This is a genomic window from Arthrobacter alpinus, assembly GCF_001294625.1.
In the GTDB taxonomy this organism is placed as follows: domain Bacteria; phylum Actinomycetota; class Actinomycetes; order Actinomycetales; family Micrococcaceae; genus Specibacter; species Specibacter alpinus_A.
Genome location: NZ_CP012677.1, coordinates 1,749,073 through 1,764,032, shown reverse-complemented (window position 1 = coordinate 1,764,032; position 14,960 = coordinate 1,749,073). Strand labels below are relative to the sequence as shown.

Below are 14,960 nucleotides of genomic sequence, written 5' to 3'. Positions count from 1 at the left end.
TCTGAGAACCATTCAACAGCCGCGGCAGCCCGTTTTGTCCGGGATGCCGCGGCTGTGGTGCGTCCGGGGCATTTGGGTGGCATCCGCGATGCTGGTGACGCCTGGGTTGAGGGTCCCGCCGGTAAGTTCTGGGGAAAGTTTGGTTCCGCCGGTCTGCTCGTGTTCGACGCCGGGCGCGGAGTTCTGCTCCAGCACCGGGCGATCTGGTCCCACCACGGCGGCACCTGGGGCCTTCCCGGGGGAGCCCTGCACAGTGGAGAGGCAGCCGTCGACGGTGCCCTTCGGGAGGCGTGGGAGGAAGCCGGCGTCCCGCGGGCGAACGTTGAACTGCTGTTCACCTCCGCCTGGGACATCGGCTACTGGAGTTACACGACGGTGGCTGTGGCCGCCGTCGTCCCGTTTGAGGCGGTCATCAGCGATCCCGAAAGCTTGGCATTGGATTGGTTCACCCCGGAGGATGTCGCGAAGCTGTCGCTGCACCCGGGGTTCGCGGCGGCCTGGCCGGCGTTAAGACAGCGGCTCGAAGGAGCAGGCGGCGGCTGATTCACCGCGTGTCTTCCTTAGGCGCTGGCGGCGGGCAGCTCCAGCAGTGCCACCACAAAGTCCGACTCCGGCGTCAGCGGATGCAGCTGCCAGGTGGCGAAGCGGCCGGCCACCGTGAGCCCGGAGCGCTCCACGTCGCCGAAGAAATCCGCAAAGTCATAGCCGCGGCCAGCGCCAAAGCCCCCGATTACACGGCCGCCCGGTGCCAGATGGTCCCGGAAGCCGGTGAGTACCGACGCCGCGGTGCCGGGGGCCAAGAACGGCAAGACGTTCCCGGCGCACACGATCAGCTCGAATTCCTCTCCGGGCAGTGACAAAGTGCTCAGGTCGCCCAGCCGCCAGTCAACGTCGGGGTAGTCCAGCCGCGCGGCCTCGATGAGTTCAGCATCCAAATCCACTCCCACCACCCGGTGCCCGCGCCGGGCCAGCTCCCCGCCGACCCGGCCGGTGCCGCATCCGGCATCCAGGATCCGGGATGAGCGGGACGCCAGTGCGTCTGCCAGCCTGGCCTCCCCGTCCAGGTCCAGGCCCTCGGCACGCACACCGGCGAAGCGGGCAATGAACCAGGCTGAATGGCCGGGATTGTTTCGTTTTTTTGCTTCCCATAAGTTCTCGCTGTCCATGTGCCAAGGCTACAGCCGTCCGGGCCGGGGATTGGTCGTGGCCGGATGTGGCAGCCCGTTGCGCGCCGGTTAGCCTAACCCCAGCAACTCCACAGTCGTTGCCCGCATGTCCATCTTGCGCACCTTGCCGGTGACAGTCATGGGGAATTCGTCCACCGCCAGCACGTAGCGAGGAATCTTGTGCCGGGACAGGTGCCCCTCACAGAAAGCCGCCATGCCAGCCTGATCCAGGACTGCCGACCCGGGCTTCATGAGGATCCATGCGCACAGTTCCTCACCGTACTTCTCATCCGGGACCCCGATCACCTGGACATCTGCAATGTCAGGGTGCGTGTACAGGAACTCCTCAATTTCGCGCGGGTACAGGTTTTCCCCGCCCCGGATCACCATGTCCTTGATCCTGCCAACAATGTTCACGTAGCCGTCTTGGAGCATCTCGGCGAGGTCCCCGGTGTGCATCCAGCGGCCACCGTCAATCGCGGACGCAGTTTTTTCGGGATCGTTCCAGTAACCCAGCATGACCGAGTAGCCGCGCGTGCAGAATTCACCCGGCGTACCGCGAGGGACCGTCAGTCCCGTCGCCGGATCTACGATCTTGACCTCGAGGTGGGGGTGCACCCTGCCCACTGTCCGCGTGCGGTGGGCAACGTCGTCGTCGGGCAGTGTTTGCATCGACACTGGCGCGGTCTCCGTCATGCCATAGGCGATGGACACCTGCCCCATATGCATCTCCGTCATACACCGCTTCATGACCTCCACTGGGCACGGCGAGCCTGCCATAATGCCGGTGCGCAAGCTGGAGAGGTCGTAGTTGGCGAAGTCGGGCAGGTTTAGCTCGGCAATGAACATGGTGGGTACGCCATACAGGGCGGTGCAACGTTCCTCCTGGACAGCCCGAAGCGTGGCGGCAGCGTCAAAGGACGGGGCCGGAATGATGATTGCCGCCCCGTGCGTTGTGGCACCCAGATTCCCCATGACCATGCCGAAGCAGTGGTAGAACGGCACCGGCATGCACAATTTGTCCTGCTCCGTGAATCCGATGGTTTCGGTGACGAAGTAGCCATTGTTGAGGATGTTGCGGTGGCTAAGGGTGGCGCCCTTGGGGTAGCCGGTGGTGCCGGAGGTGTACTGGATGTTAATCGGCTCGTCGGGGTCAAGGCCCGCCATGGCATGCTCGACGGCGTCCGCCGGGGCGGATTCCCCGCCCGCCACGAGCGCGTCCCAGGAAGACGTCCCGATGTATATTGCCGCTGCCAGGAACGGGCATTCCGGCCGGACCGTTTCGACCATGGCCTGGTAATTGGAGCCCTTGAACTCGGGCAGTGCCACAATCATGGACATGCCTGATTGTTGGATGGCGTACTTGAGCTCGTGTACCCGGTAGGAGGGGTTGACATTGACCAGGATGGCACCGATTTTGGCCGTTGCGTATTGCAAAAGCACCCACTCGGGTACGTTGGGCGCCCAGATGCCCACCCTGTCTGCCTTGGCCACCCCGGCGGCGAGCAGGCCGCGGGCCAGCGCATCGACGTCGTGGTTTAGCTCCGCATAGCTCCAGCGGCGCCCGGACGGCCTGTCTATCAGGGCCTCACGGTCGGGGAAGCGCAGTGCGGCGTGTTGGAAATTCGCGCCGATGGTTTCCTCCAGCAGGGGTGTCGAGGAGGTGCCGGAGGCGGAGGAGTAATGAACGTCAGTGGTCATGTGACGATGGTAGTACGGCGTTGGGTTAATGCGAGCTAACTCACCGAGGTAAGGTGCGGCGTATGGAAAACCTGTTGGTCAGGCCCCAGTTTGCGTCAGCGGTGCTCCGGGACCGTGCTGGTTCAGTTGTTGAGTCCGGCGCCCAATGGCGGCAGTACGATGTGCCGCAGGACGCATACAGCCGCGTGAGCCATCCCGAGCGGTTCGCCTGAATCCAACAGGGTGGCGTGGCGAACCCCGGGGTCAAGACTGTGCGGTTCCAGGAAGCCCGATCCAGATTCGGGATGCTGCCCCACGGCTGGTAGCCGTGGCCGGTGCGTGCATTATCACTCCCGTCGAATTAGGCTTCGCTAACCAATTGTTTATAGGATAAGGTAATGCTAATAGCACAGCATTCTGTGGCTATATTATTTTCTTCCCCCGGGGGTACCTCGCACTCATGATGGACAGCATCGTTTCACTTCCGTTCGTGTGGGCTTTCCTTATTCTGTTTTTCATCGTCATGCTGCGCTCCAACGCTACCTACTGGGTAGGCCGTGGTCTTGCTGCTGGTGGCCGCAAGACTAAATTGCAGAAGCACCTTGATTCGCCAGCTGTGCTGAGTGCTGAGAAGATCATTGCCCGTTGGGGTGCCCCCGCCGTCAGTGTCAGTTTCCTAACTATCGGCGTCCAAACCGCGATCAACATGTCCGCCGGTCTGGGCCGCATGCCCTTGCGCCGCTACATTCCCGCCACAGTGGTTGGTTCCATTGTTTGGGCCTGCATCTACGCAACGGTCGGCTTGGCCGCCTTTGAGGCTGCGATTGCCGCCGCCGCGGGTTCCCCGATGGCCCTGATCCTGCTGGTGCTGGCCGTGGGTGCCCTGGTCTTGGGCATCCACCTTTTCCGGGTCTCACGCACCCGCAAGCTTGACCAAAGCGCCATGGATGACTGCCCTGTCATGGGTGCAGAGATCCCCGTCCCCGCAGTCGAGCGCCCTACCGCCTTCGGGGCCTGAGCGCCCGGCGCAGGAGCTGCCATGGGTAATGTGCTGTGTGTGCCTTGGCTGGCGGTAGAGTCGTGACCATGTCGGAGACCACAATGCAAGCAGCCGTTGAAGCCAGCTCGTACTACCGCCACCTGGGCGGGAACCACTATGAGTCAACCATCCACGCCCAGGGGGCGTGGAACACACACGAACAGCATATGGCGCCGGTCAGCGGCCTCATGGTCCATGCCCTGGAGCAATTCCAGCCGCGGCCCGACATGCGCCTGGCCCGCCTGAATTTCGACATTCTAGGGCTCATCCCCGCCGGCGAGTTCACCATTGAAACCACTCTTCTGCGTCCGGGCAAAACCATCGAATTGCTGCAGGGGGAACTTCTCTCTGAGGGCCGCGTAGCCGTACGCGTCACGGCTTGGCGCTTGCAAAAAAATGACACCACGGCCGTTGAAGCCTATGAAGACCAGGCCCTGGCCAGTCTGGAGAGCTCTGTCCCCTGGGATGGCATGAGCGTCTGGCCCGGCGGTTTCATCAAGACCCTTGAAGGCCGTTCGGTCCCCGGTCACCGCCCCGGCCGCGGACGTGCCTGGCTGCACAGCCCCTTCACCATGCTCGACGGCGGGGAACTAGCCTCCCCGCTGGTACGCCTGCTGGGCCTGGCCGACAGCGCCAACGGCGTCGCGGCCCGGCTGGCGCCGGTGCCCGGAGGTTACATGTTCCCCAATGTTGACCTGTCTATCCACATTTACCGCGAACCCGTGGGCGAATGGCTGGGTCTGGACACGCACGTCACCCTCGCCGGTGACGGTATAGGCTTGACCTCCTCCGTCCTCAACGACATCAAGGGCCCCTTTGGCCGTACGGAGCAGATCTTGACGGTTCGCCCCATCCCGCTCGCCAAATGATGCCGATGGTGGCGCCGCGGCTTCAAGTGCACCGCCAACAGGTGAGTCTCGGGGCTGAGGCAGACCTAAACCGGGGCCTGGACCTGCTGGCTGAGGTAAGGAACGGCGAAACTCCCGCCATGTTGCGCCTTTACCGACCAGAACCCACGATGGCCTTTGGGCAGCGTGACACCCGGCTGCCGGGATTTGGACAGGCGAGCCGGGCCTCACTGGCGAGAGGTTTCACTCCCACCGTCCGCCGGGCTGGGGGCCGCGCGGCGGCATACCATCAAGGCACGCTGATTATTGATCACATCCAGACCGATCACGACGCTATTGCACTGGCTAAGGCGCGCTTTGGCTTCTTTGGCGGATTGTTCACACAAGCCCTGCGCTCCTTGGGCGTGGACGCGGGGGTGGGCGAGATTCCAGGGGAGTACTGTCCCGGAGAGTTTAGTGTTTACGGCCGCGGCCCGGCTCACAGCATCAAGCTGGTAGGTACAGCACAGCGGGTGGTTTCCGGAGCGTGGCTGTTCAGTTCCGTGATTGTGGTGGAAAACTCGGCACCCATTCGCCAGGTTCTTTCAGACTGTTATGCGGCGTTGGACCTTGACTGGGATCCGGCCACCGCGGGCGCCGCCGAGGACCTGCTTCCCGGTCTCACAGTGGAGGCCGTGGAAGCAGCAGTCCTGGCGGCGTACGCACAGCACACCGACCTTAGGGTTGCGCTGCCCTGATACCAGGAGCCTCGGCCGCGATGGTGGTTGAGTCGCCGTGGCCGGTGTTGACGACGGTCTCCGGTGGCAGCGTCATGAGCCGCTCGGAAATCGACTTCACAATCGTGGGGAAGTCACTGTAGGATCGCCCTGTGGCCCCGGGGCCGCCGTTGAACAGCGTGTCGCCGGTAAACACCGTGCCGAGGTCCGCTGCGTAGAAGCACGTTGACCCGGGGGAGTGCCCTGGGGTGTGCAGTGACACCAAACGTGTTCCCGCCACCTCAAACACGTCGCCTTCTGCGATGGGGGAGTCCGGGGTGGTTCCCGGGTAAATGTCCTCCCACAGCATCTGGTCGGCCGGGTTCATGACTACCGGTGCACTCACCATTTCGGCAAACTTCCGGGCGTAGCGGATATGGTCGTCGTGTCCGTGCGTCAGCAAAACGGCCTTGACGGAACGTTCCCCCACAGCCTTCTTGATGGCTGCCGCGTCATGGGCGGGGTCGATCACAAACACCTGCGCGTTGTCACCGACGATCCACACATTATTCTCAACATCCCAGGTGCCACCGTCGAGCGAAAAAGTTCCCGAGGTGATCAGACGTTCAATGCGGGCACTCATGCGAACTCCACCACCGAACGCAGCACGGAGCCTTCGCCCATTTTCGTGAACGCGGCCTCAATATCGTTGATGGTGACGCGTTCGCTGACAAAGGTGTCAAGGTCAAGCTTGCCCTGCTTGTACAGCTCCACGAGCATGGGGAAATCACGCGAGGGCAGGCAGTCGCCGTACCAAGAGGACTTCAGCGAACCGCCGCGGCCAAACACGTCCAGCAGCGGCAGTTCCAGGGTCATCTCGGGTGTGGGCACGCCCACCAAAACAACCGTTCCGGCCAGATCCCGGGCGTAAAACGCCTGCTTGTAGGTCTCGGGACGTCCGACGGCGTCAATCACCACATCGGCACCGAACCCGCCGGTGTGGTTGCGGATGGCTTCCACGGCGTCCTCAACCGAGGAATCAACTGCATGGGTTGCACCAAGGGCCCTGGCTACAACGAGCTTCTTGGGGTCGCGGTCCACGGCAATGACGGTGGTGGCGCCAGCCAGGACCGCACCGGCGATGGCGGCCGAGCCGACCCCGCCGCAGCCGATCACTGCAACGGTGTCCCCGCGCTTGACGCCGCCGGTGTTGATGGCCGCGCCAATGCCGGCCATGACGCCGCAGCCCAACAGGCCGACGGTGCCGGGGTCGACGTCGGCGTCCACCTTGGTGCACTGCCCTGCAGCGACCAGGGTCTTTTCAATGAAGGCGCCGATGCCCAGTGCGGGAGAAAGCACTGTGCCGTCCTCGAGCGTCATCTTCTGGGTCGCGTTGGCCGTGTTGAAACAGTACTGGGCTTGGCCCTTGGCGCATGCGCGGCAGTTACCGCACACTGCGCGCCAGTTCAAGATGACCCTGTCGCCTGGGACAACATTGGTGACACCGGCGCCCACGGTGTTTACGACGCCTGTTGCCTCGTGGCCGAGCAGGAAGGGGAAGTCATCGCTGATCCCACCCTGCTTGTAGTGCAGGTCGGTGTGGCAGACGCCACTCGTGAGAATATCCACCAGCACCTCGCCCGGGCCGGGGTCAGGGACCAGAACGGTCAGCAGCGTGACAGGGGCATCCTTGGAAAGGACCACGGCGCCTTGAACCTTGTGTACCATTTTTTGCTCCTTAGAAGTGCTGAATTGCGGGGACTGGTTAGAGGCCCAGTTTTGCCATGACATCGTTCAATGACGGGTTTGTCGCGGACGTGCCATCCGGGTAGATCACGGTGGGAACGGTCTGGTTGCCGTCGTTGAGTTTCTCCACAAGCTCGGCGGTACCGGGCGTGTCCTCAATGCTAATTTCGGTATAGCCGATGCCTTTGGCCTCAAGCTGCTTCTTCAGACGCTTACAGTATCCGCACCAAACGGTGGAAAACATGGTGATGGTGCCGGCTTCAGGGGTGTACTCCACGTTTTTTGCTCCTAGGCATAGGTTTTTGCGTGCTTAAGTCACAACGCTACCGGCTGGGAGGCCTATTCCCACCTTTGCGGCAACCGTGACAGCATAGGGGCATGTGCGGACGATACGTGATGGCCAAGGCTGTTGGTGACCTGGTGGCGGAGTTGGAAGCCGAGGCGGAGGCCAGCTTGGAACTGCGGGCGTCCTACAATGTGGCGCCCACCACCGATGTACCTATCGTCTTGGAGCGCCTTGTCGGCAAGGAGGTGCACCGTCAGGTCCATGTGGCGAAATGGGGGCTGGTGCCGAGCTGGGCCAAGGATGCATCGGCGGGTGTGCGGGCGTTCAACGCCAGGGCTGAGACGGTCCTTGAAAAACCCACCTTCCGCGCAGCGATCAAATCCAAGCGCTGCGCCGTCCCGGTCCAGGGCTACTACGAGTGGAAGAAAGGCAGGGACGGCAAGTCCAAACAACCCTATTTTGTGCACAGTGCGACCGGGTCACTGATCGTCTTTGCCGGTTTGTATGAGTGGTGGAAGGACCCCGCCAAGGAGGAGGGCGCCTCTGATCAGTGGCTGCTCTCGTGCACCATCTTGACCATGGCATCCCCGCCCGACGGCGAATTGGCTACCTTGCACGACAGGCTTCCGGTTCCACTGGAGAAAGAAACAATGGCAAAGTGGCTCGCGCCGGATATGAGGGAGCCAGCGGCCCTGCTGGAGAGCGTGTTGGCCCAAGCATACGCAGTCGCGGCCAGCTGGAGCGTGGACGCCGTGCGGCCTGAGGTTGGCAACGTCCGCAACGACGGACCAGAATTGATTGTCCCACTCGGCTCGTTCTAGACAAGCCATTCTAGACAAATCATTCTAAACAAGGGCAAAGAAGCAGAGCGCCACGACGCCGGCCACGAGGGCCTCATGAAGGCCCACGGCGGGATGGATCTTCCCTCCCGTACTGTATCGCGGCGCACTGTCTTGCGGCGCACTTTCTTGCGGCAGGGCAAATGTCACCAAGAGCCAAGCCGCAGCCGCAAAGACCAAAGCCACGGCCGCGATCGTGTGCAAGAGTATGCCGCCCAGTTGCCCACCCGGTCCCAACGCATGTGAGCTGGCCAATGACACAGTGATCCACGCGGCAGCGCCCGTGAACAGGAGCCTGTAGAAGGCCGCACCTCTGCCGGCACCAGCTGTGCCCTGACCCGCGGTGCGCGGTGCCACCACGCGCCACAGGAACCAAAGTGCGGCGCAGGCAAGTGCCAGGTACGGTGCCCAGTCAACCGGCCAGGCCCCTATGAGCGAGGCCGGTGCCAGGGCGGCGACGGTGAGCGTGACGGCGTCGAGCTTGGCTGGGAGCGGGCCCGCCGTGAGGAGCCGGGCGGCCCCGGCCAGGACGGTGATGGAGAGAAGGACGGCAAAGTTGATCCCCATCATGGTGTGGGGCCCTACTTCACGCACGGGATGGAACCGCCCTGCAGGGCCCCGGTCCAGTCGGAATAGCTGGAGTCCCCACTGCTGGGACTTGCCAAGGCTGTCGGCGCTGGGGCAGGAGCCCCGGGCGTTGGGGAGGTGCCCGGTGCGGGGGTGGGTGCCGGCGCCGCCGGAGTGAGGAGTTCGCGCACGGTGGCCTGCACCGCCGCCACATCTACGGTGTTGATGGATTCCCCGGACGGAGAGGTGCCGAAGCCGGTGATGGGCAAGGTTGTGAAGGAGATGTTGCCTGAGGTGATGGAGCCGGCCTGCTGGATGAGCTCAATGAGGTTCAGCCCGGAGTCCACCACGATGTTCTTGCTCACGGCGTTGAGCACCGATTCCATCTTAGGGATGTCGGTGAATGTGCCTGCCTGCTTGAGCTGGTGTATGACCGAGGCGATGAACGCCTGCTGGCGCCGTTCACGGTCAAGGTCGGAGAAGTCGTAGCGTGGATCACTGGTGTCTCTGCGTTGGCGGACAAACGCCATGGCCTGCTTTGCGTCGATTTGTTGCATGCCAGCTTTGAACTCGGCGCCCGAATACGTGTCGAAAGTGGCCTGGTTCACGCAGACCGTGATGGGGGCCACAGCCTGGGATACCTCATAAAATCCTGCCATCGTAACCTCCACAAAGTGGTCGATGTGCACGCTGCCCAAAAACGCTGAAACGGTGGCCAGCTCGGCCTGGCGGCCGGCGTCGCGCGCCTGCTGGTACGTGGTGTCGTTATGGGGCTTGCCGGCTGCCAGCAGGGCGGTTTGCTCGGCGGCCAGACCGTACCCATAGGCTTCCTTGATCTTGGCCTCAAACGACTGTCCGGGGATCCCCTCAATCTGCACGTAGTCATCCCGCGGAATGGAGATAGCCGTCGCCTTTTGGCCGTTGGCGGGGATGTGGATGAGCATGAGCACGTTGGAGTTGTAGCCGCCAATGCTCTGGTCCCCAGCGTCGAGTGCGTCATAGAGCGCCACCGAGAGCGGCTTGCCTTGTTCGTCAACCCGGGAGTCCAGGCCCATCACCAAAATGTTGGTGTCCTTCGTCAGCTTGGGCACCCCGGCCAGGGCCGCCAGTGCGTTCGAACGCCTGACGTTGCTGTTGGCTTGGACCGCTACGAAAGCGACGTAGCCGGTGACCGACAGGGCGATGGCGGCCAGGGCCGCCACAATGGAGTAGGTGATGCGCCTGCGTCGTTTACGCGAGACATCCCGTGAACGAAGTTGCTCGTACAAGCTCAAGGGTGCGCTCCTCGCCGCGTCCCCAAGCCGCATTGTCCATGCCGGCGTGCTGCCAGCGTTCAACAATGTTCACATGCGTCGCTGGGGAAACCCTCCTGTGGCGGTTGTTTTTGTGCAAAGTCTTAGCTGATTCACAGCCAACGGCAGGCTCAGTCCTCGTTCTCTTCCGGGCTCCAGCGGCGGAAGTTCAGGGAGAGGTAGAGGGCAAGCGCTGCCGAGTTGGTTCCCTCCACGCGCAGGGCCACATCGTGCTGGCCGGCGTTGAAAAGCGTGTCCATGGTGAGCAGCACCAGGTCCTCGGCCAGTCCGCGGCGGCGGTGCTGGCGGTCCGTGATGAGCTCAATGATAAAGGGGGACTCGGGTGTGTCATCACCGATCGCACGCTCAACAACCAGCACTGCCGCCACGATCTTGCCGGTTTCATCGAGGGCAACATGGGAAGCGTCGGGCAGGAATTGTCCGTATTTCCCTGCCATGGAGGCCCTGATGTCGTCGATGGCAGCCTGCATGGAATCGCCAGCGATGCCGGGCTCATAGGCGGTGAAGTATAGCTCACCCAGGCGGGGCAGATCGGACTCATGGACCGTGCGGGACGTTGTTTTCAGTTCCCGCTCAAGGGGTGTGGTTTTAGCGATGAGGGTGACCATGTCAGTCATGGAACGCTCCTTAGAATCGTTGAGTCGCCAGCAGCATAAGTCACGTCGATGACTATAAAGCCATGCTAGACGTATGGCGCCCTGACAGCTATCTGTATCACGCAATATGGAGCTGGCGAGTGGTTGCTCTTTGTGAAATTCTTCCCAATTGGCGACTTTCTTGTCGCGTAAAGTGAGCGTACACTTAAATCTCTTAGAATATATATTCTAGTTACACGATTGGTCTACGTACATTGTGGGTGTGCAAGGGACTGCAGGCGGAGGTGGCAGGCACGGATGGGCATCTTCAGCGATGGCATTGACGTGGTGCAAACCATGGCAGGAGTGCCCTTGCACTTACTGTGGCAGGGGCGTTCTTACACGCTCGCCGCCGAGCCCCTGCGCTGGTACGAACGGCGCTGTTGGTGGGATGAGGAACTCCGGGCACCCCCGGGATTCGGCGGGGGCCTGGTTGACCGCGAGGTTTGGCGGGTCCAGGTGCGCCGCGACGGCACACCGCCAGGGGTGCCCCTATTGACCCTTGATCTGGTGAAGTACCTGCCGGCAGGGCGCTGGCGGGTGATCAAGGTCCATGACGCACTCAACGAAACAAAGGACACGGCCGGTACGGCTGATCCGGTGGAGGAGCAAGGTTATGGGAGCTAGATTTGTGCACCTGCATACTGCCTCCGCGTATAGCGCCCATTACGGCGTTTCCTGGCCGGAGGAGTTGGTGCAGGCCGCCATTGCCGACGGGGCCGATGCCGTGGCAAGCACCGACAGGGACGGCCTTTACGGCGCGGTCAAGCACGTCAAGGCGTGCATGGCTGCCGGGATTGACCCGCTGCTGGGTGTGGACTTGGCGGTTCTTGACATGGTGGACCTTGGTGCGGGAAGGCAGGCACTGGTGGAGAGCGGAAGGGTTGTCATTTTGGCCCACGGCCGTCAGAGTCTGCCGGCAGGTGCTGGCTATGCGGCGCTTTGCCGACTGATCTCCACGGCCCACGCCCGGCCCAAGGGGCCGGTGGGGCTCACGCTGGCGGAACTGGCGGCAGGGGTGCTGGACCCGGAATCCCGGGAGCCGGCGTTGACGGTTTTGCTGGGCCCGTTCTCAGACGTAGGCAAGGCCATGAACGGGCGCAAGTATCTGCTGCCGCGCAGCAAGTTCCGGGCCTGGAATACCGCCATGCCACCGGGTACCTTGGCGGTGGAGATCCTGAGCCATCTCAGTGCACCCGGCACACCGCTGAGCACTGCACACGCTGTGCGCATGCTGAAACTGGCCGAAGAGTTTGATGTCCCGGCAGTGCTTAGCAACGCCGTGCGTTACAGCAGCGAAGATGACGCTCCCACCGCTGATGTATTGGATGCGGCCAGGGCTATTGCACCCTTAAGGCAGGTCCATGATTTACAGCCCACGGGCCAGGGCTGGCTCAAAAGTGCTGGGCAAATGCGCAAGGTTGCCCAAGAGATCGTCCATCAAGGCGGCTTTGACACTGCTGAGCTGACCCAGCTGTGGACCAACACCCACCAGCTCGCTGACAAGTGCCGGCTGGATCCCTCCGCGGATCTTGGCTGGAAGACGCCGACCACCCCGGAAGCCTCCGTGATGGGTTTGACCCAGGCCCCGTCCGCAGAACTGTGGCAGCGCACGCATGCCGGCCTAGAGCACCGTTTCCCCGGGCTCAGGGGCCAGCAACTCCAGGCGGTCCAGCACAGGCTCACCACTGAACTGGACACCATCAACGAGTTGGGATTCGCCTCTTACTTTCTCACTGTCGCCGAAGTGTCCGAGATGATCCGCACCATGGGGGTGCGCCGGGCCGCGCGAGGTTCCGGGGCGTCGTCGTTGGTGAACTACCTGCTGGGGATCAGCGCCGTGGACCCCATCGCCAACGACCTGCTCTTTGAAAGGTTCCTGTCCCGGGACCGCTCCACCCTGCCGGACATTGACCTTGATGTGGAAAGCGCCCAACGGCACAAGGTCTACCACAAGATTTTTGAACGGTTTGGCTCCCAACGCGTGACCTTGATGAGCATGCAAAACGGGTACCGGGCCCGGGGTGCCGTGCGTGATGCCGGCCTTGCCTTGGGTATGGAGCAAGGGGAGATCGACGGGATTGCGAAGGAGCTGTGGCGGTTCTCGGCCAGCTCCTTCAGGGAAGCCCTGGCGGAAAAGCCGGAACTTCGGGAATTTGCGGCAAGAGTTGAACGGAGCCGCCTGGGTGGAAAGGGGGAGGGCCAGCTTGATCTCCTGGTGGACCTGACCGAACGGCTGGACAGGCTGCCCCGACATATTTCCATGCACCCGTGCGGGGTGATCCTGGGGGATTCGAAGTTGCTGAACAGGACCCCGGTGCAGGCAAGCGGCATGGGACTGCCCATGAGCCAATTCGACAAGCACGACATGGATGCCATGGGCATGCTCAAGCTGGACGTCCTGGGCGTGCGGATGCAAAGCGCCATGGCGTATGCGGTGCGTGAAATCATCCGCCTGCATCCATCCAAAGCCCAGGTGGTGGAGGCTGGAAAGCATCCTGTTGACGAGCAGGGGCAGGGGCCGGCCTATGTCTCTGAGGCCGGTCACCTTGATCTTGACGCCATCCCGCTCGACGACGAACCCACCTTTGAGCTGATCCGCAGCACCCACACGCTGGGCTGCTTCCAGATTGAATCTCCTGGTCAGCGCGAACTGGTGGGGAAGATGGCCCCGCGCGAGTTCAGCGACCTGGTCATCGATATCTCCTTGTTCAGGCCAGGGCCCATGAAATCGAACATGGTGAAACCGTTCCTGGAATACAGGGCAGGATTTGCCCCCGCACACTACGCCCACCCCGATCTTGTTCCGGCACTGCAGGAGACTCACGGGGTGACGGTGTTCCATGAGCAGGTACTGCGCACCTTCCACGTCATGACGGGGTGTTCCCTGTCGCAGGCCGACGAACACCGACGCAGGCTGGGCAACCCGGCACAGGAACCTGCCGTGGAGAAGGATTTTAGGGACAAGTCCGCCGGACGCGGCTACAGCCAGGCTGTCATCGAGGAAGTGTGGGGGACGCTGGCTGCTTTTGGCAGCTTCGGCTTTTGCAAGGCCCACGGCGCAGCCTTTGCCGTGCCCACCTATCAGTCGGCGTGGCTGAAGGCACATCACCCGGCCGAGTTCCTTGCCGGGTTGTGGGAGCACGATCCTGGCATGTACCCGCGGCGGCTGCTCGTGGCGGAGGCCAGGCGCATGGGCATCCCCATCCTGCCCCTGGACATTAACGCCAGCACCGGCGAATACAGGGCCGAGCGCACGCAGGCCGTGACCGGAACGAAGCCCGTCACGGGTATCCGCCTCAGCCTTGCGGACGTCTATGGCCTCTCCGGGGCTGAACTGCGACGGATAGTGGCAGGGCAGCCCTATGATTCGCTGGCGGACCTGCGTGAGAGGGCCAAGGTGTCCTTGCCCATCCTCAAACGCCTGGCCCAGCTGGGGGCGTTGGATTCCTTGCAGCAATCGGCCCAACGCATCAGTGGCAATACGGCCAACCGGGCCGATCTCATTGCGCATGTGAACAGCCTTCCGGCACTGAAGCCGGGCAAGCGCAACGAGCCCATGGTCGGGCAACTGCATTTTCCGCTCGGCGAACTGGAGCTGGGCACCCTACCGGCCCTGTTGCCGGCACCCACCGTGGAGCAGACGGTGCGCACCGAGCTGGACCTGCTGTCCCTGGATGCCAGCGCCCACCTGATGGACAGTTACGCGCCGCTGCTGAGCCGGCTGGGGGTCACCCGTGCGGAGGGGTTACTGGGGCTGCGCAACAACACCGAGGTGCTGGTGGCCGGGGTCCGTGTAGCCACCCAGACACCACCCATGCGCGGGGGAAAACGGGTGGTCTTCATCAGCCTCGACGACGGCACCGGGTGCGTGGATGCCACCTTCTTCACCGAGGCGCAGGAAAAGTCCGGCCCCCTGCTCTTTGGCACCCGCATGCTGCTGATCCGCGGGCTGACCCGGCGCACTGGACCCCGGGGTATCAGCTTGCAGGCGCTCGAGGCCTGGGATTTGAGCCAGCCGCTTCCGCCGGGCGTTTCTAAGGATTTATCCGCGGGTCCTCTTGCCTGCCGGTAGATCCTGCCGGTAGCCAAACAGGTTCACCAGCCCGTGTTGGTTGGTGCGCCGGTGAACCGATACCATCAAAG

General features: G+C 62.8%; 16 protein-coding genes. 8 read left to right on the top strand and 8 right to left on the bottom strand.

Annotated elements, in window-relative coordinates:
- The first annotated feature begins 54 nt into the window (after positions 1-54).
- On the top strand, positions 55-543 hold the full coding sequence (locus tag AOC05_RS07820) for an NUDIX domain-containing protein (RefSeq protein ID WP_186759950.1): 489 nt from the start codon (positions 55-57) through the stop codon (positions 541-543).
- 17 nt (positions 544-560) lie between these two features.
- On the opposite strand, the gene AOC05_RS07815 is transcribed toward AOC05_RS07820, so the two are convergent.
- Both AOC05_RS07815 and AOC05_RS07810 read right to left on the bottom strand, forming a co-directional pair.
- On the bottom strand, positions 561-1,166 hold the full coding sequence (locus AOC05_RS07815; RefSeq protein ID WP_062006750.1) for a class I SAM-dependent methyltransferase: 606 nt from the start codon (positions 1,164-1,166) through the stop codon (positions 561-563).
- 69 nt (positions 1,167-1,235) lie between these two features.
- Complete coding sequence (locus tag AOC05_RS07810; protein ID WP_062006749.1) at positions 1,236-2,867, bottom strand: AMP-binding protein; 1,632 nt, start codon at positions 2,865-2,867, stop codon at positions 1,236-1,238.
- Between the two features lie 62 nt (positions 2,868-2,929).
- Here AOC05_RS07810 and AOC05_RS20750 point away from each other — a divergent pair, with 62 nt between their 5' ends.
- The 4 genes from AOC05_RS20750 to AOC05_RS07795 all read left to right on the top strand — a co-directional run bounded on the left by AOC05_RS20750 (position 2,930) and on the right by AOC05_RS07795 (position 5,470).
- Positions 2,930-3,079: a DUF6226 family protein gene (locus AOC05_RS20750; protein ID WP_420480381.1), complete on the top strand. Its 150-nt coding sequence runs from the start codon at positions 2,930-2,932 to the stop codon at positions 3,077-3,079.
- A 227-nt stretch (positions 3,080-3,306) separates the two neighbouring features.
- Entirely contained in the window at positions 3,307-3,864 is a 558-nt protein-coding gene (locus AOC05_RS07805) for a DedA family protein (protein WP_230085256.1), read from the top strand.
- 68 nt (positions 3,865-3,932) lie between these two features.
- Positions 3,933-4,754 (top strand): thioesterase family protein, encoded by an 822-nt coding sequence (locus AOC05_RS07800; RefSeq protein WP_154605464.1) that lies wholly within the window; start codon positions 3,933-3,935, stop codon positions 4,752-4,754.
- Between the two features lie 5 nt (positions 4,755-4,759).
- Entirely contained in the window at positions 4,760-5,470 is a 711-nt protein-coding gene (locus AOC05_RS07795; RefSeq protein ID WP_231687200.1) for a lipoate--protein ligase family protein, read from the top strand.
- On the opposite strand, the gene AOC05_RS07790 is transcribed toward AOC05_RS07795, so the two are convergent.
- The 3 genes from AOC05_RS07790 to AOC05_RS07780 are packed head-to-tail and all read right to left on the bottom strand — an operon-like array spanning position 5,451 to position 7,451.
- On the bottom strand, positions 5,451-6,071 hold the full coding sequence (locus AOC05_RS07790; protein WP_062006747.1) for an MBL fold metallo-hydrolase: 621 nt from the start codon (positions 6,069-6,071) through the stop codon (positions 5,451-5,453). The two genes, AOC05_RS07795 and AOC05_RS07790, sit on opposite strands and share 20 nt — an antisense overlap.
- On the bottom strand, positions 6,068-7,156 hold the full coding sequence (locus AOC05_RS07785; protein ID WP_062006746.1) for an S-(hydroxymethyl)mycothiol dehydrogenase: 1,089 nt from the start codon (positions 7,154-7,156) through the stop codon (positions 6,068-6,070). The genes AOC05_RS07790 and AOC05_RS07785 overlap by 4 nt, the downstream gene beginning before the upstream one ends.
- 37 nt (positions 7,157-7,193) lie before the next feature.
- Positions 7,194-7,451, bottom strand: a complete 258-nt coding sequence (locus AOC05_RS07780) for a mycoredoxin (RefSeq protein ID WP_062006745.1) — start codon at positions 7,449-7,451, stop codon at positions 7,194-7,196.
- 101 nt (positions 7,452-7,552) lie between these two features.
- Between AOC05_RS07780 and AOC05_RS07775 the strand changes: the two genes are divergently transcribed.
- Positions 7,553-8,281, top strand: a complete 729-nt coding sequence (locus AOC05_RS07775) for an SOS response-associated peptidase (RefSeq protein ID WP_082357840.1) — start codon at positions 7,553-7,555, stop codon at positions 8,279-8,281.
- Between the two features lie 24 nt (positions 8,282-8,305).
- Here the strand turns inward: AOC05_RS07775 and AOC05_RS07770 are convergent, their stop codons facing one another.
- From AOC05_RS07770 to AOC05_RS07760, 3 genes are all read right to left on the bottom strand, one after another.
- Positions 8,306-8,893, bottom strand: coding sequence for a hypothetical protein (locus AOC05_RS07770; RefSeq protein WP_157374931.1), 588 nt, complete (start codon positions 8,891-8,893; stop codon positions 8,306-8,308).
- Positions 8,881-10,140: an LCP family protein gene (locus AOC05_RS07765; protein WP_231687199.1), complete on the bottom strand. Its 1,260-nt coding sequence runs from the start codon at positions 10,138-10,140 to the stop codon at positions 8,881-8,883. Before AOC05_RS07765 ends, AOC05_RS07770 begins: the two co-directional genes overlap by 13 nt.
- Positions 10,141-10,289: 149 nt before the next feature.
- Positions 10,290-10,796, bottom strand: coding sequence for a GNAT family N-acetyltransferase (locus tag AOC05_RS07760; protein WP_062006742.1), 507 nt, complete (start codon positions 10,794-10,796; stop codon positions 10,290-10,292).
- Positions 10,797-11,072: 276 nt separating this feature from the next.
- On the opposite strand from AOC05_RS07760, the gene AOC05_RS07755 reads away from it, so the two are divergent.
- Both AOC05_RS07755 and AOC05_RS07750 read left to right on the top strand, forming a co-directional pair.
- On the top strand, positions 11,073-11,441 hold the full coding sequence (locus tag AOC05_RS07755; RefSeq protein WP_062006741.1) for a DUF6504 family protein: 369 nt from the start codon (positions 11,073-11,075) through the stop codon (positions 11,439-11,441).
- The gene (locus AOC05_RS07750; protein ID WP_062006740.1) at positions 11,431-14,889 is read left to right on the top strand and encodes a DNA polymerase III subunit alpha; all 3,459 of its coding nucleotides are present in this window, start codon (positions 11,431-11,433) and stop codon (positions 14,887-14,889) included. The genes AOC05_RS07755 and AOC05_RS07750 overlap by 11 nt, the downstream gene beginning before the upstream one ends.
- Positions 14,890-14,960 lie beyond the last annotated feature (71 nt).